This window comes from Stenotrophomonas sp. JAG2 (assembly GCF_041080745.1).
In the GTDB taxonomy this organism is placed as follows: Bacteria; Pseudomonadota; Gammaproteobacteria; order Xanthomonadales; family Xanthomonadaceae; genus Stenotrophomonas; species Stenotrophomonas maltophilia_AA.
In genome coordinates this window covers 35,089-56,550 of record NZ_JBEUMH010000006.1, presented here as the reverse complement: position 1 = coordinate 56,550, position 21,462 = coordinate 35,089, and the positions used below count along the sequence as shown (strand labels likewise).

Here is a 21,462-nt window from a genome sequence, read left to right as displayed (position 1 = left end):
CGGAACGGGCGAACCCTTATCATGGGGGGCATGAGTGAACGACATGATGTAGTGATCGTAGGCGGCGGGCTGGTGGGTGCCAGCCTGGCCATCGCCCTGGACCGTGCCGGCCGCGATGTCGGCCTGGTGGAGGCCTCGCCGCTGGGCGCGCTGCCGGCAGTGTTCGACCAGCGCAACCTCAGTTTCGCCGCCGCGACCGTCAACGCGCTGACCGCGCTGGGCGTAATGCAGACGCTGGCCGGTGCGCCGGGCGCGATCACCCGCATCCACGTCAGCCGCGCCGGCGATTTCGGCCGGGTGCAGATGGAGGCCGCGCAGTACCAGCGCCCGTGGTTCGGACAGGTCGTGGTCGCCCGCGATTTCGGCCAGGCGCTGGAGGCGCGGCTGGAGACGCTCACCCGGTTGACCCGCTATCGTCCGGCGCGCTTCGTGCGCCTGGGCAGCACGGTGGACGGCTACCGTCAGGTCTTCATCGCCGATGACAGCGGCGAGCGCTGTCTGCTGGCGCGTCTGGTGGTCGGCGCCGACGGGACCCGCAGTGGCGTGCGCGAGGCACTCGGCATCGGCGTGGATGAACATGATTTCGAGCAGACGCTGTTCGTGTCGCGGGTCCGCGCCGCGCGTGCGCCGGACGGCACCGCGTACGAGCGCTTCACCGACACCGGGCCGACCGCGCTGCTGCCGCGTGGCGACCGTCATTTCGGCGCGGTGCACGGGGTTGCCCGTGACCAGGCCGAGGCCGTGATGGCGCTGGACGATGCGGCCTGGGTGAACCGCCTGCAGGGCGCCATCGGCTGGCGCGCCGGCCGCCTGCTGGAGAGTGGCCCGCGCAGCGCCTATCCCTTGATCCAGGTGCTGTCGCGCGCGCTGGTCGGCGAACGCACCGTGCTGCTCGGCAATGCCGCGCAGACCATCCACCCGCTGGGCGCACAGGGCTTCAACCTTGGCCTCCGCGATGCATTGACGCTGGCCGAACTGGTGGCCGGGGCCGACGATGCCGGCAGCGATGCGCTGCTGCAGGAACACGTGGCACGCCGGCTGGAAGACCGCGAGCAGACCATCGCGTTCTCCGGCGGGCTGGCGCGCCTGACCAGCAATCCGGCACCGCTGATGCGCCCGCTGCGTTCGCTCGGCCTGTTGGCCGCGCAGGCCACGCCGATGCAGTCGATGCTGGTCGGGGGCGCGATGGGCTTCCGCGGCCAGGTCCCGGCGCTGTGCCGCGGAGCCGGCCTGTGAGCCGGCGCCCGCAGGACGTGGTGGTGGTCGGTGGTGGCGTGGTCGGCGCGGCCTGCGCACTGGCGCTGGCCGATGCCGGGCTGTCGGTGACGCTGGTCGAAGGCCGCGAGCCGGCCGCCTGGCAACCGCAGCAGCCGGACCTGCGCGTGTACGCGTTCGCGCCGGACAACGCCCAGTTGCTGGCCACGCTCGGCGTGTGGCCGGCGGTGACGGCCGCGCGCGCCTGTGCCTACCGCCGCATGCGGGTCTGGGACGCGGCCGGCGGCGATGAACTGCGCTTCGATGCCGACAGCCTCGGCCGCGAACAACTGGGCTGGATCGTCGAGAACGATCTGCTGGTGGACCGCCTGTGGGCGGCGCTGCCGGCGGCCGGCGTGCAGCTGTGCTGCCCGGCGCGGGTCGAGGCGCTGGAGCAGGACGCCAACGGGGTGCGCCTGCGCCTGGACGACGGCCGTCGGCTCGAAGCATCGCTGGCGATCGCCGCCGACGGTGCCGAATCCACCCTGCGCCGCCTGGCCGGGCTGGAGGTGACCCGCCAGGATTACGGCCAGCGTGGCGTGGTGGCGTATGTCGACACCGAAAAGAACAACGAAGCCACCGCGTGGCAACGCTTCCTGGTGACCGGGCCGCTGGCGGTGCTGCCGATCAGCGCGCAGCGCAGTTCGATCGTGTGGACGCTGCCCGATGCCGACGCCGAGCGCGTGCTGGCACTGGATGACGCGGCATTCGGACGCGAACTCACCAACGCCTTCGCCGGCCGCCTGGGCGCGATGACGCTCGCCTCCAGGCGGGCGGCCTTCCCGCTGCGCCGGCAGCTTGCCACCGGCTACGTGGCCGGCCGCGTGCTCGCACTCGGTGATGCAGCGCACGTGGTGCACCCGCTGGCCGGGCAGGGCGTCAATCTCGGCCTGCGTGATGTCGCTGCCTTGCGGGCGATGGTGCTGGCGGCGCAGCAGCGCCGCCAGGACTGGATGTCGCCGCACCGGTTGCAGCGCTGGGCACGCGAACGCCGCAGTGAGAACACCGTCGCTGCGTACAGCTTCGATGCGATCAACACGGTGTTCTCCAATGATGAGATGCACCTGACCCTGGCGCGCGGCCGCGCGCTGGGCTGCGCCGGCAAGCTGCCGCCGCTGGTGTCGCTGTTCTGGAAGCGCGCGGCGGGGTTGTGACCCGCGCGCTCAGTCGATCAGCCAGCCGGCCAGATCGGCGCGGTCCAGCTTGCCGCGGCGCTTCACGTCCAAGGCGTTGAATTCATCGGCCAGGGTCGGGTTGGCCTGCGCCTCGGCCCGGCTGATGAAGCCGTCGCCGTCGACATCCAACGCCGCGAATGCGATGCGGTACTGGCCGACCACGCTCACCGGCTGCACCGAACGCACCGTCACCGCCGCCTCCCCGGCCGGGGCGGCCAGCGTCACCTGATGGGTGACCTCGCCCTGCGACAGCGGCTGCGCGCGCACGCTCGCCGGCACCTCGCGCAACGGTTCGCTGACCGCCGGTGACGGGTTGCGGACCTGGGCCAGGGCGAGCGTGGGCAGCAGCGTCAGTAACAGGATGAGGCGGGATCGGCGTCGCATGGAAACTCCGTTCTTGACGTAGGGGGCGCCGGGCGCCCGGCGCGTGCTTCGATCATTGCGCGCGTTGCGCGGCCAGCCGGGCATGGCCCGGCGCTACCGGTGGTGCGCGTGGGTCAGCGCAGCGGCGAGGCCAGCACCGTGATCTCTTCGCGGTCGTGGTACAGCTGCTTGGCGCGCAGATGCAGCGGCTTGCCCGCCTGCTCCTGGAACAGCTCCAGGCACATGCGGGTTTCATCCCAGCGCTTTTTCATCGGCAGCTTGAGATTGAAGATCGCGTGCCTGCACCAGCCTTCGCGGAACCAGGTGGCCATGCGTTCGGCCACGCGGCGCGGTTGTTCGACCATGTCGCAGACCATCCAGTCCAGCGGCGTCTCCGGCTGCCAGTGGAAACCATCGGCGCGCAGATGTTCGACCAGGCCGGTCTCCAGCACGTGCTCGCGCAGCGGGCCGTTGTCGACGCTGATCACCCTGACGTGCTGGCGGGTCAGCACCCAGGTCCAGCCTCCCGGGGCGGCGCCCAGATCGGCCGCGCGCATGCCCGGCTTGACCAGCAGTTCGCGCTCTTCCGGTGTCATCAGCGTGAGCAGTGCTTCATCCAGCTTCAGCGCCGAGCGCGAAGGCGCGTCGGGCAGCAGCTTCAGGCGCGGGATGCCCAGCGGCCACGGCGCGCTGTCGCGGGTATCGGCCACGCACACGAAGGCATGGCGTCCATCGACGAACACGATGTGCAGGCGCGGCAGGCCGGTGTTCGGCTTGTCGGTCAGCAGGCCGGCCTTGCGCAGCGCCGGGCGCAGCGCATTGCCGAATGCGCGGGCCAGGCCGGCCAGCGGCTTGCCTTCGTCCGAATCGGGATGCTCGACCCACATGTCGCCGAAGCGCTGCTGGCCCTGCAGGGCGGCGATGATCGGGGTGATGCGGTCGGCGGCATCGAGCTGGGGCAGCTCGGCCAGCACCTGCAGCTTCTGCCGGGCGAAGATCAGCGAACGCCAGGACAACGCCTTGGACAGCGCCGCGCCTTCCTCGGTGACGAACACCACGTAGCCGTCGTTGCGCTGGGTGCGCGCGTAGCCGGCGACGTTGGCATAGGCCGCGCGCTCGGACAGCTCGGCGGCCAGCTCCGGCTCAAACCCCTGGCGGCACAGGCACAGCAGGCCGCTCATCGCTTCGCGCCTGAAGCGCGGGAATCAGTAATGTGCACCGTTGGTTTCTCCATACTGGCGCAGGACCGCGCGCGCTGCATCGCGCTCGATGTCGCGCACGACCTCGATGCCACGCTTGTTGAGTTCGCCGATCCAGTCCGCCGGCAGCGGGCCTTCATCGAACGGGGTGAGTTCTTCCACATCCTCGGCGCTGGCACCGATCAGCAGGCGATCGATGCCGGCCCAGACGGTCGCGCCGTAGCACTGGCAGCACGGCTGCGAGGAAGTCGCCAACGTGATCGGCGACAGCACATCGTTCAGGCGCGGCGTCTGCAGGCGCTGCTGGGCCAGCATGTAGGCCATGTTTTCGGCATGCGCCAGCGAGGTCGTATGCGGGACCACGCGGTTCACGCCAGCGGCGATCACGCGATGATCCGGCCCAAACACCACGGCGCCGAACGGGCCGCCAGTCTGCGCCTCGACATTCAGGCGCGACAGCTCGATCGCCAGCGCGACCTTGTCGGCATCCTCGGGATAGACACGGCCCATATCGATCTGGTCGTGGATCCAGGCGGGCAGGGTGAGATGGACTTGCGCGTACAGCATCGGGACATGGACCTCGTGGAAGATGGAGCAGCGGCAGTGTATCGGGCCGTGCGTAGGGATGCCGTGCCCGCGCTGAACGCGGCCACGCGGGCGCCGGCGCAGGGCTGCGCCGATCGCAGGAGTGCTGGAGCGCAGGCCCTGCCGTGGCAGGGCCGCGCTGGAAATGCACGGTGGCCGGTGCCAGGCACCGGCCGGGTGCCGCTTACGCCGACCAGGTATCGCGCAGGGTCACGCTGCGGTTGAACACCGGCTTGGCCGCGGTGTGGTCGCGGCGATCGGCGACGAAGTAGCCGGTGCGCTCGAACTGGAACGACTGCTCGGGCGCGGCGCTGGCCGCGGCCGGCTCGACATAGCCGGTGACGGTGCGGCGCGAGTCCGCATTGAGGTAATCGCGGTAGGTCTTGCCGTCGGACTCGTCGTCCGGGTTCGGCACCGAGAACAGACGGTCGTACAGGCGGATCTCGGCCGGCACCGCGTGCACGGCGCTGACCCAGTGGATGGTGCCCTTGACCTTGCGGTTGGCGCCTTCCATGCCCGGGCGCGATTCCGGATCCAGCCAGCCGCGCAGCTCGGTGATGGTGCCGTCGGCGTCCTTGATCACCTCATCGCAGCGGATGATGCCGGCGCCGCGCAGGCGCACTTCGCCGCCCGGCACCAGGCGCTTCCAGCCCTTGGGCGGGACCTCGGCGAAATCCTCGCGCTCGATCCACAGCTCGCGCGCGAACGGCACCTCGCGGGTCCCGAACGCCTCATCCTTGGGATGGTTGGCGAAGGTCAGGGTTTCTGCGTGGCCCTCCGGCAGGTTGGTCAGCACCAGCTTGACCGGATCGACCACCGCCATGCGGCGTGCGGCGGCACTGTCCAGGTCTTCGCGCAGCGCGCCTTCGAGCACGCTGAAGTCGATCAGCGAGTTCTGCTTGCTGATGCCCACGCGCTCGGCGAACAGGCGCATCGCTGCCGGGGTATAGCCACGACGACGCAGGCCCTGCAGGGTAGGCATGCGCGGGTCTTCCCAGCCATCCACCAGCTGCTCGGTGACCAGCGCCATCAGCTTGCGCTTGCTCATCACCGTGTAGTTGATGTTCAAGCGCGAGAATTCGATCTGGCGCGGCTTGGCGGCTTCACGCGGCAGGCCGCGATCGACCAGCGGCTGGGTCAGCGCATCGTCGTGGGCGAAATCGACGTTGTCCACGCACCAGTCGTACAGCGGGCGGTGGTCTTCGAACTCCAGCGTGCACAGCGAGTGGGTGATGCCCTCGATGGAATCGCCCAGCGCATGCGCGAAGTCGTACATCGGGTAGATCGGCCACGCATTGCCGGTGTTCTGGTGTTCGACGTGCTTGATCCGGTACAGCGCCGGGTCGCGCAGGTTGATGTTGCCGCTGGCCATGTCGATCTTGGCGCGCACGGTGCGCGCACCATCCGGGAACTCGCCCGCGCGCATGCGGCGGAACAGATCCAGGTTCTCTTCGACGCTGCGCTCGCGGAACGGCGACGGACGGCCCGGCTCGGTCAGGGTGCCGCGGTAGGCACGCACTTCCTCGGCGGACAGGTCGCATACGTACGCCTTGCCATCGCTGATCAGCTTCTGCGCGGCCAGGTAATAGGCATCGAAATAGTCCGAGGCATGGCGCAGCTCGTTCCACTCGAAGCCCAGCCAGCGCACATCGTCCTGGATCGCGGCCACGTACTCCGGATCTTCCTTGGCCGGGTTGGTGTCGTCGAAGCGCAGGTTGCACACACCGTTGAACTCGCCGGCGATGCCGAAGTTCAGGCAGATCGACTTGGCATGGCCGATGTGCAGGTAGCCGTTGGGCTCCGGCGGGAAGCGCGTCTTGATCGCGGCATGCTTGCCGGCCGCCAGGTCCTCGCGGACGATCTGACGGATGAAATCCCGTTTTTCCTGGGCTTCCGGAAGGGCGTCGGTGGGGGCGGCGGTAGACTCGGACATGATGCGCGGTCGCAGTTAAAAGGCAGAAAGACCAACAGTTTAGCCTGTCGCAGCGCGACAGGCTAAACGGGTAGGTGCCGACCGTTGGTCGGCACGCCTTTCGCTGGCCGGCACGACCGGATCCGGTTGCGCCTGGATGATGACCGCCGTTGGTCGGCACGCCTTCAGCCCCCGGGCGTATGCTGGCCCCATGCCCTCCGGAGCCCGCCCATGCACGTGATCTACCAGGCCGACAACCTGTTCGACGCCCATCTGGTCAAACACGCCCTGGAGGACGCCGGCATCCCTGCGTTCGTCTTCGGGGAATCGCTGCTGGGCGGGATGGGCGAGCTCCCGCTGTTCGGCGTCCTGCGCGTCTGCGTTCCCGATCTTGCCCGTCCCGAAGCGGAAGACATCGTCGCCCAACTGGACTTGGGCACGGCCCCGGACGACCCCATATTCGACGGAGACGAAAGCGCCGGCCTGTTGCCGGCCTAGGAGAACGCCATGTTGGGTATTGGAAACGGTCTGTTGGGCATCGGCGCCTTCAAGCAGCGCCTGCCGCGTCCGGACGAAGCGTTGCCGGGCCGCGACCAGCCCCTGCCGCTGCTGCACAACCAGCATTACGTCAACAGCCATCCGCTCAAGGACAGCTTCACCGGCCTGGCGCGCATCCGCTTCGCCATGGGCTGTTTCTGGGGCGCCGAGCGCAAATTCTGGACCATCCCGGGCGTCTACTCGACCTCGGTCGGCTACGCCGGCGGCGTCACCCCGAACCCCACCTACGAAGAAGTCTGCTCCGGCCTCACCGGACACACCGAAATTGTCGAGGTGGTCTACGACCCCGCCATCGTCCCGCTCGAGCGCCTGCTCCAGGTCTTCTGGGAAAGCCACGACCCCACCCAGGGCATGCGCCAGGGCAACGACACCGGTACCCAGTACCGCTCCGCGATCCACGCCACCACCCAGGCCCAGCTCGACGCTGCCCTGGCCAGCCGCGACGCCTACCAGCAGCGCCTCAACGACAGCGGCTACGGCCCGATCACCACCGACATCGTCTTCCCCGCGCCCGAGTACTACTACGCCGAGGATTACCACCAGCAGTACCTCGCCAAGAACCCCAACGGCTACTGCGGCATCGGCGGCACCGGCGTCAGCTGCCCCATCGGCGTGGACGCCTGATACCCCGGAGCCGACCCACGGTCGGCTCTACCAGGCCCAACGGACAGCAAAGGGTTCGCTGCTCTACTGCCCTCCCCAACGCGCCAACCCCGACGAAAGTGAGCGGTTGCCGTCGCCGTAAGCGCCAAAAACGAAAGGCCCCGCAGAGCGGGGCCTTTCGTCGTCCAGCCAACCGCCAGCGCTTACAGCCGCTCGCGGATCGTCTGGCGCAACGCTTCCAGATCCTTGGCGAACGCATCGATGCCGCTTGCCAGCTTCTCCGTCGCCATCGGGTCGGCCGCCAGATCCGCCGCAAACCGCGCGCCATCGATCGGTGTCACCTGGACGGATTCGGCTGCACCGGCCACCAGCCTGCGCGGCAGCTCACCGTGATCGGCGTCCAGCTTCTCCAACAGCTCCGGCGAGATCGTCAGACGATCACAGCCCGCCAGTGCCTCGATCTGCGCCGTCGAACGGAACGACGCGCCCATCACCACCGTCGGCGAACCGCGACGCTTGAACTCCGCGTACACCCCGCGCACGAACACCACGCCCGGGTCTTCGTCGATGGTCGCCGGCGCCTGCCCGTTGGCCACATACCAGTCCAGGATGCGGCCGACGAACGGCGAAATCAGGAACGCCCCGGCCTCGCTGCAGGCCAACGCCTGGGTCGGGTTGAAGATCAGCGTCAGGTTGCAGTCGATCCCCTCGGCCTGCAGCTGGCGTGCCGCCTCCACGCCTGCCCAGGTCGCCGCGATCTTGATCAGCACCTTGCTGCGCGGCACGCCGGCCGCTTCGTACATCGCGATGAACTGGCGCGCCTTGGCCACCGTCGCCGCCGTATCGTGCGCTTGGTCCGCATCGACCTCGGTCGAGACCCGGCCCGGCACCAGCGTGCTGAGCAGCGTACCCACGCCCACGGTCAGGCGATCCGCCACCGCGTGCACGATGGTCTCGCGCTCGCCACCCTGCTCGCGGCCCCAGGCCAATGCGCTGTCGATCAGATCGGCGTACACCGGCAGATCCAGCGCCTTCTTCACCAGGGTGGGATTGGTCGTGCAGTCGACCGGCTTCAAGCGCTTGATCGCCTCGTAATCGCCGGTATCGGCAACCACCACGGACAGATCACGCAGCTGGGAGAGTTTGGACAGCGAAACGGTGCTCATTGCAACTCCTGGGACGAATCGGTGGAACCTGCGCGACGACGCAGCAGGCGGGATCAGGCGTGGGGCTGGTGATGGACGGCGGTCACCCGCAGGCGCAGCTTGCGCCCACCCGGGGCCACCCAATCCATGGTCTGGCCGATCGACAGGCCCAGCAGGGCGGTGCCCACCGGCGCCAGGATCGATACCTTGCCCTGTTCAACATCGGCCTCACGCGGATAGACCAGCGTCAGAACATGCTTTTCGTTCTGCAGCTCATCTTCGCACTCCACGCGCGAATGCATCATGACGGTGCCCTCGGGAACCTGGTCCGGCGCCACGACGGTCGCGCGGTTGAGTTCCTCGGCCAGGGCGATCCCGGCGGGGGTCTGGCTGACAGCGGGAGACTCGAGCATGGCGTCCAGGCGGTCCATGTCGTGGCTTGAAACGATGATCGAGGGGGGCAGTCCGCTGGAAGTGGACATGGTGTAGCTCCTTGCGTTTGTGGAAGACCCATGCAAAAAGGCGGCGCCTGCTGGCACCGCCTCGTCCTATTGTGCTGACAATCGTAGACGGATGCGACCCGTCCGGCGTATCGGCCGCGTCGGCCGGTTCAGGCAGGCTCAGCCGGCGCGTGGCAGCGGCGTGGCGGCGGCCACCGGGACATCGGTGGACTCCAGCGCGAACAGGCCCTGCGGCAGCCGTTTGAACTGCTGGGCCAGCTGCTCCAGGAAGCCGGTCATCGCCGAACTGCGGCGCCACGCCATCGCGATGCGGCGGCTGGGGCGGTCATCGCCGCTGAAATCCAGCAGGCGGATGTTGTCCGAGCGCGGCACCGGCGGCTTGACCGAGAGCGTCGGCAGCAGGGTGATGCCCACATCGGCGGCCACCATCTGCCGCAGCGTTTCCAGGCTGGTCGCGCGGAACTCCGATTTCTCGTTGGCCCCGAACAGCCGGCATACCGCCAGCGCCTGGTCGCGCAGGCAGTGCCCGTCCTCGAGCAGCAGCAGCTTCTGCGACGACAGCTCCTGCACGTCCAGGTGCTGGCGGCGCGCCAGCGGGTGCTGCTGCGAGACCGCCAGCAGGAAGGGCTCTTCGAACAGGAATTCGGCATGCAGCTGGTCATCGTCCAGCGGCAGCGCCAGCAGGGCGGCATCCAGCTTGCCCTCGCGCAGGCGGGTCAGCAGCTCGTCGCTTTTTTCCTCGACCAGCAGCAGTTCCAGCTGCGGGAAGCGCTCGCGGATGTTGGGGATCACATGCGGCAACAGGTACGGACCCAGCGTCGGGAAGATGCCGAGCCGGACCGTGCCGGCCTCGGGATCGCGACTGCGCCGCGCGGCTTCTTTCATCTGCTCCACTTCGGCCACGATCGTGCGTGCACGCGCGGCGGCTTCCACCCCGGCGGGGGTCAGCATGACCTTGCGCGGTGCACGCTCCACCAGCGGCAGACCCAGCTCATCCTCGAGCTTGCGGATCTGGGTGGACAGGGTGGGTTGGCTGACGAAGCAGGCGGCGGCCGCCTTGCCGAAATGGCGGTGGTCGGCCAGCGCCACCAGATACTTCAAATCACGTAGGTTCATTTCCTTGGACCTCTCACGGCAATGGACCGGGTGATGGCGTGGCTACCCAGCAGACAGACAAGGTTCCCGGCGAACCGGGAACCGGACGTTTCAGGCAGCTTCGGCGACAGCGCCGCTGCTCTTGGGAACGGAGGTGCGGATCAGGTGATCGAAGGCGCTCAGTGCCGCAGTGGAACCGGCGCCCATCGCGATGACGATCTGCTTGTACGGAACGGTCGTGCAATCGCCTGCGGCGAAGACACCCGGCACGCTGGTCTGGCCGCGGTCGTCGATCAGGATCTCGCCACGCGGTGACAGGGCCACCGTGTCCTTCAACCATTCGGTATTCGGCAGAAGACCGATCTGCACGAAGATGCCTTCCAGTTCCACCCGGTGCGAATCGCCCCCGACGCGGTCCTGGTAGACCAGGCCCTTCACCTTCTGGCCATCGCCCAGCACTTCCTGGGTGAGGGCGCTGGTGATGATGGTGACGTTGCCCAGACTGCGCAGCTTCTTCTGCAGCACTTCATCGGCCCGCAGTTTGTCATCAAATTCCAGAAGGGTCACATGCGTCACCAGACCCGCCAGATCGATCGCCGCTTCCACGCCGGAGTTGCCCCCGCCGATCACCGCGACACGCTTGCCCTTGAACAACGGACCGTCGCAATGCGGGCAGTACGCCACGCCCTTGTTGCGGTACTGGTCTTCGCCGGGCACGTTCATCTGGCGCCAGCGTGCGCCGGTGGACAGGATCACCGAACGCGACTTCAGCGACGCGCCGTTCTCCAGCTTGATCTCCACCAGGCCATCGTCGCCTGCCGGCACCAGTGCGGTGGCGCGCTGCAGGTTCATGATGTCCACCTCGTACTCGCGGACATGCTGTTCCAGCGCCGCGGCCAGCTTCGGACCTTCGGTTTCGGTGACGGAAATGAAGTTCTCGATCGCCATCGTATCCAGCACCTGGCCACCGAAACGTTCGGCCGCCACACCGGTGCGGATGCCCTTGCGCGCGGCATAGATCGCCGCGGCCGCGCCGGCCGGACCGCCGCCCACCACCAGCACGTCGAACGGTGCCTTGGTGCTGAGCTTTTCGGCATCGCGCTTGGACGCACCGGTGTCCAGCTTGGCCACGATCTGCTCGAGCGTCATGCGGCCCTGGTCGAACACTTCACCGTTGAGGTACACGGTCGGCACGGACATGATCTGGCGCGCTTCGACCTCGGCCGGGAACAGCCCGCCATCGATCGCCACGTGCTGGATGCGCGGGTTCAGCACCGCCGCCAGGTTCAGCGCCTGGACCACGTCCGGGCAGTTCTGGCAGGACAGCGAGAAGTAGGTTTCGAAGCGGTACTCGCCCTCCAGGTTGCGCACCTGCTCGATCAGCTCGGCCGTGGCCTTGGAGGGGTGGCCGCCGACCTGCAGCAGCGCCAGCACCAGCGAGGTGAACTCATGGCCCATCGGCAGGCCCGCGAACACCAGGTGGATGTCCTGGCCCGGCGTGGTCAGCGCGAACGAGGGCGTGCGCTCGCTGCTGTCGCGACGCACGTCCAGGCTGATCTGCGTCGACAGCGAGGTCAGCGTGTTCAGCAGCTCGAGCATCTCCTGCGACTTGGCGCCGTCATCCACGTGCGCCGTGATCTGGATCGGACGGGTGACACGTTCCAGATAGGTCTTCAGCTGGGACTGGAGGTTGGCATCCAACATCGAAAAACTCCTTGATTCAGGCAAGGGAACAGCGTCGACGAACCCCGCGGGTGCATCTGCGCGACATGGGGGTGAACCGAAACCGACGCGTGGGGCACCGGCTTGGGTTCACCCCCACCCCCGGCGGGCGGGGATGGGGATGAGAAGCGGCTTAGATCTTGCCGACCAGGTCCAGCGACGGGGTCAGGGTCTTTTCGCCTTCCTTCCACTTCGCCGGGCACACCTGGTTCGGGTTGGCGGCGGTGAACTGGGCAGCCTTCAGCTTGCGCAGGGTCTCGGAGACGTCACGGGCGATCTCGTTGGAGTGGATCTCCAGGGTCTTGATCACGCCTTCCGGGTTGATGATGAAGGTGCCGCGCAGGGCCAGGCCTTCTTCCGGAATGTGCACGCCGAAGGCGTTGGTCAGCTGGTGGGTCGGATCGCCGACCAGCGGGAACTGGGCCTTGCCGACGGCCGGCGAGGTTTCGTGCCACACCTTGTGCGAGAAGTGCGTGTCGGTGGTGACGATGTAGACCTCGGCACCGGCCTTCTGGAACTCGGCGTAATGATCGGCAGCGTCTTCGATCTCGGTCGGGCAGTTGAAGGTGAACGCGGCCGGCATGAAGATCAGCACGGACCAGTGACCCTTCAGGGTGGCGTCGGAGACCTTGATGAACTCGCCGTTCTGGTAGGCGTTGGCTTCAAACGGCTGGATCTGGGTGTTGATGAGCGACATCGTTGTTCCTCTTGGTGAAGGGGGTGGGTGAAGCGACCAACACAGGTTAGCGGCTCCATTCCCATAAGGACAATCCATTGATTGCATCTATGCGATAGTCATAGACTATCAAAAGCAGCTGATCCTGCGATGAAGGGTGGCGGCGCTATCCGTCAGAACCGTTGCAGCGCAATGACCACGCCCGAACAGGCGGCGGGCGGTGCCATAGCTTCTGCATATCCGGGGGAGCAGCAACCTGAACGGTTGCGCGGGCCGGGCGGCCGACGGCCCCGGATTTCGGACTGAAATCGATAGTGGCCACAGATCCATATATGAGTGCCGATGCGTGGATTCAATCGGTTGCCGGTCGCGGACAGCCCTGGCGCGGGGCCGGCCCCCATGGCCCCGTGGACTACACTGCGCGCCCCACCGCTGTTCCGTCCCGCCATGACCGCCGCCCCTGACATCCGCCAGCTGCTCGCCGATGCCGCCAACCGCCTGCCCGGCGTGGAAGGCCGGCATGAAGCGGAACTGCTGTTGCTGCACGTCCTGGAGCGCGAGCGCAGCTGGCTGTTCGCGCACGCCACCGATCCGGTCGAGCCGGCGCATGCCGCCGCGTTCGAGGCCCTGCTCGCCAAGCGCGTGGCCGGCGCGCCGGTGGCCTACCTGCTGGGCCGCCGCGGTTTCTGGACCCTGGATCTGGAGGTCAGCCCGGCCACCCTGATCCCACGCCCGGAGACCGAGCTGCTGGTCGAGCTGGCGCTGGCGCGGTTGCCTGAAGATGCCGCCTTGCGGATCGCCGACCTGGGCACCGGCAGCGGCGCGATCGCATTGGCGCTGGCCAGTGAACGGCCGCAGGCCAGTGTCATCGCCACCGACCTCAGCGAGGCCGCATTGGCGGTCGCGGCGCGCAACGCGCAGCGTCACGCGCTGGGCAACGTCAGCGTCCGGCAGGGCGCGTGGTATGCCCCGCTGGCCGGTGAGCGGTTCGATCTGATCGCGACCAACCCGCCGTATATCGCCAGCGACGACCCGCACCTGGTGCAGGGTGACCTGCGTTTCGAGCCGGCCACCGCGCTGGCCTCCGGCCTTGATGGGCTGGATGACATCCGGCTGATCATCGCCGGTGCGGCAGCGCACCTGCTTCCCGGCGGCTGGCTGCTGATCGAACACGGCTGGGACCAGGGCGAGGCGATCCGCGCGCTGCTGCGGAGCGCCGGTTTCCAGTCGGTCGCCACCGAGCACGATCTGGAACAGCGCGACCGGGTGAGCCTGGGCTGTCTGCCGGCCTGACCGCGTGCCGTCCCTGCGGTGACCCCGAGGCTAGAATGACCTGTCCACCGGGCCGCCGCGCAGCGTGATGCGGCGACTGTCATTCCACATGGAGTTCCTGTCATGCGTACGCTGTATCCCGCCATCACCCCTTACGACGTCGGCACCCTGAAGGTCGATGACCGCCACACGCTGTACTTCGAGCAGTGCGGCAATCCCGACGGCAAGCCGGTGGTGATGCTGCACGGTGGCCCGGGCGGCGGCTGCAGCGACAAAATGCGCCAGTTCCACGACCCGGCCAAGTACCGGATCATCCTGTTCGACCAGCGCGGCGCCGGCCGTTCCACGCCGCACGCGGACCTGGTCGACAACACCACCTGGGACCTGGTCGCCGATATCGAGAAGCTGCGCGAGCATCTCAAGGTGGATCGCTGGCAGGTCTTCGGCGGCAGCTGGGGCTCGACCCTGGCGCTGGCCTATGCCCAGACCCACCCGCAGCGCGTGACCGAACTGGTCCTGCGCGGCATCTTCATGCTGCGCCGCTGGGAGCTGGAATGGTTCTACCAGGAAGGCGCCAACCGCCTGTTCCCGGATGCGTGGGAGCATTACCTCCAGCCGATCCCGGCCGTGGAGCGCCACGACCTGATCTCCGCCTTCCACCGCCGCCTGACCAGCGACGATGAAGCCACCCGCTTGGCTGCGGCCAAGGCGTGGAGCGTGTGGGAAGGCGCGACCAGCTTCCTGCACGTGGACGATGACTTCGTGAACAGCCACCAGGATCCGCAGTTCGCACTGGCCTTCGCCCGCATCGAGAATCATTACTTCGTCAACGGCGGTTTCTTCGAGGTGGAAGAGCAACTGCTGCGTGACGCGCACCGCATCGCCGATATTCCCGGCGTGATCGTGCACGGCCGCTACGACGTGGTCTGCCCGCTGCAGAGTGCGTGGGAACTGCACAAGGCGTGGCCGAAATCGACGCTGGAGATCAGCCCGGCGTCGGGTCACTCCGCGTTCGAAGCCGAGAATGTCGACGCGCTGGTGCGTGCGACGGATCGCTTCGCGGGTTGATGGAGGCGTGCCGACCAACGGTCGGCACCTACCGGGTCACCCCCTGACGTCGCGCGGTAGATCACGACCGTTGGTCGTGATGCGGCGGGTTACCAATCACCGCCCAACAAAGCCTCCGCCAGCACCTGCAGCTTCGGTGAGGCCTGGCGCGAGGGCGGATACACCAGCGACAGCACCCGGCTGCGCCCCTCGAACGGTTGCAGCACCCGCTGCAGCCGGCCGTCGGCGAGCGCATCGGCCACCGCGAAATCCATCACCTGCACGATGCCGATCCCGGCAAGCGCGCCTTCCACCAGCGGGTCGCCGCTGTCGAACACCATCCGCGCCGGCGGGGTGAACTCGCGCAGCTGACCGTCGGTCTCGCGGAACTGCCAGTCCACCAACCGCCCGCTGCGCAGATTGCGCACCGCCAGGCAGGCGTGATCGTGCAGTGCGTCGACGCTGGCCGGTTCTCCGTGCCGCGCGATATAGGCCGGCGAGGCGACCGTGACCCAGTTCAACGGCCGCAGCGGCCGCGCCACCATGCGCACATCGCTGATCGGCCCGGTGCGCAGCGCCGCATCGAAACCTTCTTCGACCAGATCGACCAGCCGGTCGTTGAGCACCAGCTCGAACTGCAACTGCGGGTGCGTGGCCATCAACTGCCCGGCCAAGGGCACCAGCACCTTGCGCCCGAACATCGACGGCGCGGTCAGCTTCAATACGCCCGAGGGCGTAGACGGCCGATCGCCCAGGCGCCGTTCGGCATCCTCCAGCCCGCTCAGCAGCGGCGCGCAGTGTTCGACGAACTGGCGGCCATCCGGGGTCAGGCTGACGTTGCGGGTATTGCGGTGGAGCAGGCGCACACCGAGCGCGCTTTCCAGCCGCCCGATCGCCCGCGACAGCCCGGACTGGCTGATCCCCAGCTGGCCGGCGGCGACCGTGAAGCTGCGTGCTTCGGCCACCTGCACCAGCATGCGCACGGCGTTGAGGTCCATCGCTCCTCCGATTCATGCAGATATGCATGACAGATATCGAAGTATCCGGGTTTATTTATGCAGCGTCATCAATGAGACTGCCCACCTTCTTACGTCCCACCGAGTCGGCATGACCTCCCCCCTGTCTCCCGCTGGCGCCCCGGCGCTGGCGTTCCCCCGCCTGGCCCTGGCCCTGCTCGCCACCGCCCAGCTGATCATCGCGCTGGATTCCACGATCATCTTCGTCGCCCTGCACGAGATGGGCGCGCAGCTGCACATCAATGCCCAGCAGCTGCAGTGGATCGTCAGCGGCTACACGGTGGCGTTCGGCGGCTGCCTGCTGCTCGGCGGCCGCGCGGCCGATCTGCTGGGGCGCCGCCGGATCTATCGGCTGGGCATGGCGCTGTTCGCGCTGGCCTCGCTGGTCGGCGGCTTCAGCAACAGCGCCTGGCTGCTGATCGCCGCCCGCGCGGTACAGGGCATCGGTGCGGCATTGCTGTTCCCGGCCACGCTGGCGCTGATCAATACGCTCTACGCCGAAGGCGCGCCGCGCAACCGCGCGCTGGCGATCTGGTCGATGGCCAGCGCCGGCGGCCTGGCCCTGGGCACGTTGCTCGGTGGCGTGCTGACCCAGAGCTTCGGCTGGGCCTCGGTGCTGCTGGTGATCGTGCCGTTCGCCGGCGGCTGCGCGCTGCTCGGTGGCTGGTGGCTGCCGCGCGACGCCGCGCCGCTGGCCGGCCGCTCGTTCGATCTGGCCGGCTGTATGACGGTGACCGTCGGCGGCAGCCTGCTGGTGACCACGCTGGTGCAGGGCCCGGAGTGGGGCTGGCTGGCGCCACGCACGCTGGTCTGCCTGGTCGTGTCGGCCGTGATGCTGGCGGCCTTCGTGCAGATCGAACGCCGCAGCCGCGACCCGCTGATGCAGTTCGCGCTGCTGCGCCTGCGCAGCCTGCGTGCGGCGATGCTGCTGACGATGCTGTTCATGAGCAGCTACGGCGTGCAGTACTACTTCCTCGCGCTGTACTACCAGGACGGCTATGGCTGGAGCGCGCTGCAGGCGGGGCTGGCGTTCCTGCCGCCGACCCTGGTGTGCACGTTCGGCATCCGCATCGCCGAGCGCATGCTTGCCCGGCGTTCCCCGCGCCAGGTGCTGACGGTGGGCATGCTGGCCGGCGCGGTCGGCATCGCCGCTGTCGCCGTCGCGCTGCCCTATGGCGCGACCTACTGGGCGCTGCTGCCGGGCATCGTGGTGCTCAGCCTCGGCCAGGGCATCACCTGGACCTCGATGTGGATCGTAGCCGGGCAGGGCGTGCCGGCCGCGCAGCAGGGCGTGGCCTCCGGCATGGCCGCCACGGCGCAGCAGATCGGTGGCGCGCTGGGCCTGGCGCTGCTGGTGATGGTGGCCAATGCCGGTCGTGGCAGCGCGGGCGCCAGCAGTGACGCGGCCCTGCAGGGCATGATCCACGCGCAGTACGGCGCGGCGCTGTTCGCGCTGCTGGGCGTGGGCGTTGCGCTGTGGCTGCGGCCGCAGGAAGATGCCGCGACGGCGGCGCCGGTATGCGCGGGTGAAGGATAAGGCGATGACCGACCTTCTTGCCTTGGGCCAGGCGCTTGAGGCCATCGCGGGATGCAGCAACGACCGCGACGTGTGGGACCGGTATGGCTGGGTCTACGCAACCGACGGCGACGAACGTGATGCCCGGTTCTGGTTGTCCGACCATGACGCTGAGCATGACGACCCCAGCGTGGAGGCGTTCGCTGCCGAGCATGCGCTGAGCACGTATCTGGAGGCCGCCACCTTCGCCGATGTGCTGGACGTGCAGAAGCGCCAGCGTCCGTTGTCCACGCTGGACGACTACGCGCAGGCGCTGGCGTACTACAGCGAGTACGACGCGTTCCTGCAGGTGGCGGGCATCGATGAGGCACTGGGCGAGGCGACGGCCGAGGCACGACAGGCCGCGCGTGCGCTGGGCGTGGGGCGTGGGATTTTCGCCGCGTTCGACGTGGCGCTGGTGCAGTGCCCGGCATCGAAGGTGAAGGACGCTGCCCGCATCGTTGCAGCGGTGCTGGATGTTCCGGTGGGCCGGGCGTTGGCGTTGTGCCGTGACCTGCCGGTGGAACTCGGTCGCGACCTGGAGCGCCCACGTGCCGCTGCGATTGTGGCGGACTTCCAGGCGGCCGGCATCACGCTGGAAATGCGCGGATACCGTGCGTTTCCGTGGATGGAGGCGCCTGCGCTGGGGTGATGTTGGGTTGCCGGCCAGCGGCCGGCACTACCGGCGCTGGTTGACAGTACGCCTTATGCCGCTGGCACTGCGACCAGCTGCGGCTGCAGGGCGGTGAAGATGCGCGCCAATCGCTGCGCCCAGGCCTGCTGGCCGGCGGCATCGGCAATCAGGTCCTGTCGGATTTCCAGCTCCACGTGCAGCAGCCCACGGCCTTCGCCATGCACCGGCACGGCATAGTCGCTGGTGCTGTTCACCGCGTAGGGCTGGTTGTCGCCCACCACCAGGTCGCCTTCATCGCGCAGCGCATCCAGCAGGCGATGTGCGAACCGCGTGTCGCGGTGGTACAGCACGCCGGCATGCCACGGCCGCTCGGCGTCATTCATCACCGGGGTGAAGCTGTGCATCATCACCAGCAACGTCGGCCGCGCCTGCGCCTGGCGCGTGTCCAGCTCGGCATCGATGCGCGCATGGTAGGGCGCATGGATCGCCTCGACGCGCTGTTGCCGCTGCAGCGCCGACAGGCCCTGGTTGCCCGGCACCACGGTGAGATCGCTGACCGCCGGCATCAGCGTGGGCGAGGCCAACGGCCGGTTGCAGTCGATCACCAGCCGCGAGTACGTCTGGGTGACCGCCCACGCATCCAGCAGGCGCGCCAGTTCCACGGTGACCCCTGCGATACCGATGTCCCAGCCGATGTGGCGGTCCAGTTCGGCCTGCGGCAGGCCGAGCCCGCCCAGTGACGCCGGCACCTGCTGCCCGGCATGGTCGGCGATCAGCAGGAACGGTGAGCGGCCCTGCGTCTGGTGCACGGTGAACGGCGCCGGGTCGGCCGGCCCCAGCAGGGCCGTGGGGGTGTCCGGATGGGCCAACGAATCAGCCACGCGGGGTGCCGTCCAGGTGATGTTCGATCATCCACAGGCCGGCCCACAGCTTGGCATCCAGCTCGTAACCCTGGCCCATCTTCTCGACCAGCCATGCCGCGGCGCGGGCGCGCGGAATCTCGTGCACGGTGATGTCTTCGCTGGCATCGCCACCGCCCTCACCCACCTTGCGCAGGCCGGTGGCGCGCACGAAGGCGATCTTCTCGCTGCTCGCACCGGAGGAGGTCGGGCCGATCATCAGCACCTCGGCGTGCTCGGCGGTCCAGCCGGTTTCTTCCTCCAGCTCGCGCACGGCGGAAACCTCGATCGACTCGCCGGCATCGATGTCGCCGACCAGCCCGGCCGGCATCTCGATGGTCCTGGCCTGGAGCGGGATGCGGAACTGTTCGACGAACAGCACGGTGTCTGCCGGGGTGACCGCGATGATGATCGCGGCCAGGCCGCCGGCGTGGGTGCGCTCGCTGTATTCCCAGGTGCCGCGCACGACCATGCGCTGGTACTTGCCTTCAAACACAACTTTCGGTTCTTGCGTAGTAGGGCTCATGCGAACTCGCTGGCAACGGAGGAGGAATCGGACAGGCCGGCGGCGGTGAACAGGCGGCGACGGGTCAACGGCCCGAACCGCAGTGCATCGCACAGGCCCTGCAGCATCTGCGCATCGGCCACGCCGCGGCTGAAATCAACGGCGGCGCCCTCCAGCGGGGCATCCAGCGCGATGGTGGTCAGCTGGCGCCACAGCAGCGCATGCTCGCGCTGTTCGCGCAGCCGCACCGCCATCTGCGCCGCACCGCGCAGGCGCAGGAAGGGCACTTCGTCCAGGCGCTCATACAACACGTCCATGCTGCCGAAATGCGCCAACAGAACGGCAGCCGATTTGGCGCCCACGCCGGTCACGCCGGGGATGTTGTCGACCGCATCGCCGCACAGCGCCAGGTAGTCGGCGATCTGGTGCGCATGCACGCCGTGGCGGGCTTTGACACCGGCCATGCCCCAGCGCTGGTTGCGCGCGTAATCCCACTGCTCGTCATGCTCGAACAGCAGCTGCGAGAGGTCCTTGTCGGCGGAGATGATCACCCCGCGCATGCCGGCGTCGCGGCGCGCGTGCAGGGCGCTGCCGATCAGGTCGTCGGCTTCGTATTCGTGGTGGGCCAGCACCGCCAGGCCGAGCGCGGTGCACAGCGCCTTGCAGTGCGCGAACTGGCGGCGCAGCGCATCCGGCGCGGGATCGCGGTTGGCCTTGTAGGCGGCATAGATGCGGTGGCGGAAGCAGCTGTCCAGCGCCTCATCGAACGCGATGGCGATGTTCGCCGGCCGCTCGCGCTCGAGCAGGTCGAGCAGGAAGCGCGCGAAGCCGTGCACGGCATTGGTCGGCCAGCCCTGCTGGTCCTGGAACTCATCCGGCATCGAATGCCAGGCGCGGAACACGTACAGGCTGGCATCGACCAGGTACAACGGCGCACGCAGCGGCGGCGGGGCCATGCCGGGGCCGGCAGCAAGGGCGGACATCTCAGCCCTCCCAGTCCTGCAGCAGCGCGGCGGGATCCGGGCGCTCGCGCTCGGGAACCGCGGTCTTCGGCGTGCCGATGTGGATGAAGCCGGCGATCTGCTCGCCCTCGGCCAGGCCGAGGTGGGCGTGCACGGCGGGGTCGAAGGCCATCCAGGCGGTCAACCACTGGGCGCCGAAGCCCAGTGCCTGCGCGGCCTGCAGCAGGGCGAAGCAGACGCAGCCGGCGGTCATCAGCTGTTCGGCCTCGGGCACCTTGGCGTTCGGGCGCGGGCTGGCGATGACGGTGATGACCAGCGGGGCATGGGAGAAACGCTGGCGGTCCTTGTCCAGCTGGGCCGGCGACACCTGGGGGTCGCGCTGGACGGCGCGCTCGGCCAGGAACGTGCCCAGACTGTGACGCGCATCGCCGGCGATCCGCAGGAAGCGGTAGGGCACCAGCTTGCCGTGGTCGGGCACGCGCACGGCCGAGGCCAGCATCCGCAGCAGGGTCGCCGGGTCGGGGCCGGGCTCGCCGAGTTGCTTGGCGGGGACCGAACGGCGGGCGTCCAGGGCATGCAGCGCGGGGGGAACGGACATGGGCTCTCGATCTGGCTTCACGGTGCCCCGATTATAGTCGCGACGGTTTGTGACACGGTCCTGGGTATCTCGGTGCAATTTGCGACAAAGCGTGATGAACATCACCTAATCAGCGGACTTCCTTCACGTGGCTGTACTCGCTTCCGGGGCCTGCTGCGCTTACGATACAAAGCCTGCCGGGCCACCGGTAACGAGGTTTAAAGTGTCGACTGTTTCACTGTCTCTG

The 21,462-nt window shown here is 68.3% G+C and carries 22 protein-coding genes; 8 read left to right on the top strand and 14 right to left on the bottom strand.

Features of this window, described 5'->3' with window-relative positions; all coding sequences use genetic code 11:
* The first annotated feature begins 30 nt into the window (after nucleotides 1-30).
* Both ubiH and AB9O74_RS09240 read left to right on the top strand, forming a co-directional pair.
* Nucleotides 31-1,236, top strand: coding sequence for a 2-octaprenyl-6-methoxyphenyl hydroxylase (gene ubiH, locus AB9O74_RS09245; protein WP_179460811.1), 1,206 nt, complete (start codon nucleotides 31-33; stop codon nucleotides 1,234-1,236).
* A complete protein-coding gene (locus AB9O74_RS09240) occupies nucleotides 1,233-2,408 on the top strand; it encodes a UbiH/UbiF family hydroxylase (RefSeq protein WP_369349111.1) in 1,176 nt (391 codons plus the stop codon). The genes ubiH and AB9O74_RS09240 overlap by 4 nt, the downstream gene beginning before the upstream one ends.
* Nucleotides 2,409-2,417: 9 nt before the next feature.
* Here AB9O74_RS09240 and AB9O74_RS09235 read toward each other — a convergent pair whose 3' ends face one another.
* The 4 genes from AB9O74_RS09235 to AB9O74_RS09220 all read right to left on the bottom strand — a co-directional run bounded on the left by AB9O74_RS09235 (nucleotide 2,418) and on the right by AB9O74_RS09220 (nucleotide 6,509).
* A complete protein-coding gene (locus AB9O74_RS09235) occupies nucleotides 2,418-2,813 on the bottom strand; it encodes an EF-hand domain-containing protein (protein ID WP_369349110.1) in 396 nt (131 codons plus the stop codon).
* A gap of 113 nt (nucleotides 2,814-2,926) precedes the next feature.
* The gene (gene rlmM / locus AB9O74_RS09230) at nucleotides 2,927-3,973 is read right to left on the bottom strand and encodes a 23S rRNA (cytidine(2498)-2'-O)-methyltransferase RlmM (protein WP_346491311.1); all 1,047 of its coding nucleotides are present in this window, start codon (nucleotides 3,971-3,973) and stop codon (nucleotides 2,927-2,929) included.
* Nucleotides 3,974-3,997: 24 nt separating this feature from the next.
* Complete coding sequence (locus AB9O74_RS09225; protein WP_369349109.1) at nucleotides 3,998-4,558, bottom strand: nucleoside deaminase; 561 nt, start codon at nucleotides 4,556-4,558, stop codon at nucleotides 3,998-4,000.
* A 202-nt stretch (nucleotides 4,559-4,760) separates the two neighbouring features.
* Nucleotides 4,761-6,509 carry a glutamine--tRNA ligase/YqeY domain fusion protein gene (locus AB9O74_RS09220; RefSeq protein ID WP_369349108.1) on the bottom strand — a complete coding sequence of 583 codons (1,749 nt, stop codon included), beginning with the start codon at nucleotides 6,507-6,509 and terminating at the stop codon, nucleotides 4,761-4,763.
* A 210-nt stretch (nucleotides 6,510-6,719) separates the two neighbouring features.
* Here AB9O74_RS09220 and AB9O74_RS09215 point away from each other — a divergent pair, with 210 nt between their 5' ends.
* Nucleotides 6,720-6,986, top strand: a complete 267-nt coding sequence (locus AB9O74_RS09215; protein WP_176990334.1) for a DUF2007 domain-containing protein — start codon at nucleotides 6,720-6,722, stop codon at nucleotides 6,984-6,986.
* Nucleotides 6,987-7,016: 30 nt separating this feature from the next.
* Nucleotides 7,017-7,670, top strand: a complete 654-nt coding sequence (gene msrA, locus AB9O74_RS09210; RefSeq protein WP_369349251.1) for a peptide-methionine (S)-S-oxide reductase MsrA — start codon at nucleotides 7,017-7,019, stop codon at nucleotides 7,668-7,670.
* Nucleotides 7,671-7,852: 182 nt separating this feature from the next.
* On the opposite strand, the gene AB9O74_RS09205 is transcribed toward msrA, so the two are convergent.
* The 5 genes from AB9O74_RS09205 to ahpC form a co-directional block, all read right to left on the bottom strand.
* The gene (locus AB9O74_RS09205; protein WP_369349107.1) at nucleotides 7,853-8,815 is read right to left on the bottom strand and encodes a transaldolase; all 963 of its coding nucleotides are present in this window, start codon (nucleotides 8,813-8,815) and stop codon (nucleotides 7,853-7,855) included.
* Between the two features lie 53 nt (nucleotides 8,816-8,868).
* Nucleotides 8,869-9,276 (bottom strand): nucleoside diphosphate kinase regulator, encoded by a 408-nt coding sequence (rnk, locus tag AB9O74_RS09200; protein ID WP_019182413.1) that lies wholly within the window; start codon nucleotides 9,274-9,276, stop codon nucleotides 8,869-8,871.
* A gap of 138 nt (nucleotides 9,277-9,414) precedes the next feature.
* Nucleotides 9,415-10,371, bottom strand: a complete 957-nt coding sequence (oxyR, locus tag AB9O74_RS09195; protein WP_346478247.1) for a DNA-binding transcriptional regulator OxyR — start codon at nucleotides 10,369-10,371, stop codon at nucleotides 9,415-9,417.
* A 90-nt stretch (nucleotides 10,372-10,461) separates the two neighbouring features.
* Nucleotides 10,462-12,054 carry an alkyl hydroperoxide reductase subunit F gene (gene ahpF / locus AB9O74_RS09190; RefSeq protein WP_369349106.1) on the bottom strand — a complete coding sequence of 531 codons (1,593 nt, stop codon included), beginning with the start codon at nucleotides 12,052-12,054 and terminating at the stop codon, nucleotides 10,462-10,464.
* A gap of 151 nt (nucleotides 12,055-12,205) precedes the next feature.
* Nucleotides 12,206-12,769 (bottom strand): alkyl hydroperoxide reductase subunit C, encoded by a 564-nt coding sequence (gene ahpC / locus AB9O74_RS09185; protein WP_176990330.1) that lies wholly within the window; start codon nucleotides 12,767-12,769, stop codon nucleotides 12,206-12,208.
* Between the two features lie 426 nt (nucleotides 12,770-13,195).
* Here ahpC and prmC point away from each other — a divergent pair, with 426 nt between their 5' ends.
* Nucleotides 13,196-14,041 (top strand): peptide chain release factor N(5)-glutamine methyltransferase, encoded by an 846-nt coding sequence (gene prmC / locus AB9O74_RS09180; RefSeq protein WP_369349105.1) that lies wholly within the window; start codon nucleotides 13,196-13,198, stop codon nucleotides 14,039-14,041.
* Between the two features lie 102 nt (nucleotides 14,042-14,143).
* On the top strand, nucleotides 14,144-15,088 hold the full coding sequence (gene pip, locus AB9O74_RS09175) for a prolyl aminopeptidase (RefSeq protein ID WP_121044630.1): 945 nt from the start codon (nucleotides 14,144-14,146) through the stop codon (nucleotides 15,086-15,088).
* 89 nt (nucleotides 15,089-15,177) lie between these two features.
* Here pip and AB9O74_RS09170 read toward each other — a convergent pair whose 3' ends face one another.
* Entirely contained in the window at nucleotides 15,178-16,065 is an 888-nt protein-coding gene (locus tag AB9O74_RS09170) for a LysR family transcriptional regulator (protein ID WP_369349104.1), read from the bottom strand.
* Nucleotides 16,066-16,174: 109 nt separating this feature from the next.
* Here AB9O74_RS09170 and AB9O74_RS09165 point away from each other — a divergent pair, with 109 nt between their 5' ends.
* Nucleotides 16,175-17,620, top strand: a complete 1,446-nt coding sequence (locus tag AB9O74_RS09165) for an MFS transporter (RefSeq protein WP_369349103.1) — start codon at nucleotides 16,175-16,177, stop codon at nucleotides 17,618-17,620.
* A 4-nt stretch (nucleotides 17,621-17,624) separates the two neighbouring features.
* On the top strand, nucleotides 17,625-18,290 hold the full coding sequence (locus tag AB9O74_RS09160; RefSeq protein WP_369349102.1) for a hypothetical protein: 666 nt from the start codon (nucleotides 17,625-17,627) through the stop codon (nucleotides 18,288-18,290).
* A 53-nt stretch (nucleotides 18,291-18,343) separates the two neighbouring features.
* On the opposite strand, the gene AB9O74_RS09155 is transcribed toward AB9O74_RS09160, so the two are convergent.
* From AB9O74_RS09155 to AB9O74_RS09140, 4 genes are read right to left on the bottom strand one after another with little or no spacing between them, the layout of a single operon-like run.
* The gene (locus tag AB9O74_RS09155; RefSeq protein ID WP_369349101.1) at nucleotides 18,344-19,153 is read right to left on the bottom strand and encodes an N-formylglutamate amidohydrolase; all 810 of its coding nucleotides are present in this window, start codon (nucleotides 19,151-19,153) and stop codon (nucleotides 18,344-18,346) included.
* The gene (locus AB9O74_RS09150) at nucleotides 19,146-19,697 is read right to left on the bottom strand and encodes an NUDIX hydrolase (protein ID WP_369349100.1); all 552 of its coding nucleotides are present in this window, start codon (nucleotides 19,695-19,697) and stop codon (nucleotides 19,146-19,148) included. Before AB9O74_RS09150 ends, AB9O74_RS09155 begins: the two co-directional genes overlap by 8 nt.
* Nucleotides 19,694-20,632 (bottom strand): 5'-3' exonuclease H3TH domain-containing protein, encoded by a 939-nt coding sequence (locus AB9O74_RS09145; RefSeq protein ID WP_179460999.1) that lies wholly within the window; start codon nucleotides 20,630-20,632, stop codon nucleotides 19,694-19,696. The genes AB9O74_RS09150 and AB9O74_RS09145 overlap by 4 nt, the downstream gene beginning before the upstream one ends.
* A 28-nt stretch (nucleotides 20,633-20,660) precedes the next feature.
* Entirely contained in the window at nucleotides 20,661-21,236 is a 576-nt protein-coding gene (locus AB9O74_RS09140) for a nitroreductase (RefSeq protein ID WP_369349099.1), read from the bottom strand.
* Nucleotides 21,237-21,462: the final 226 nt, after the last annotated feature.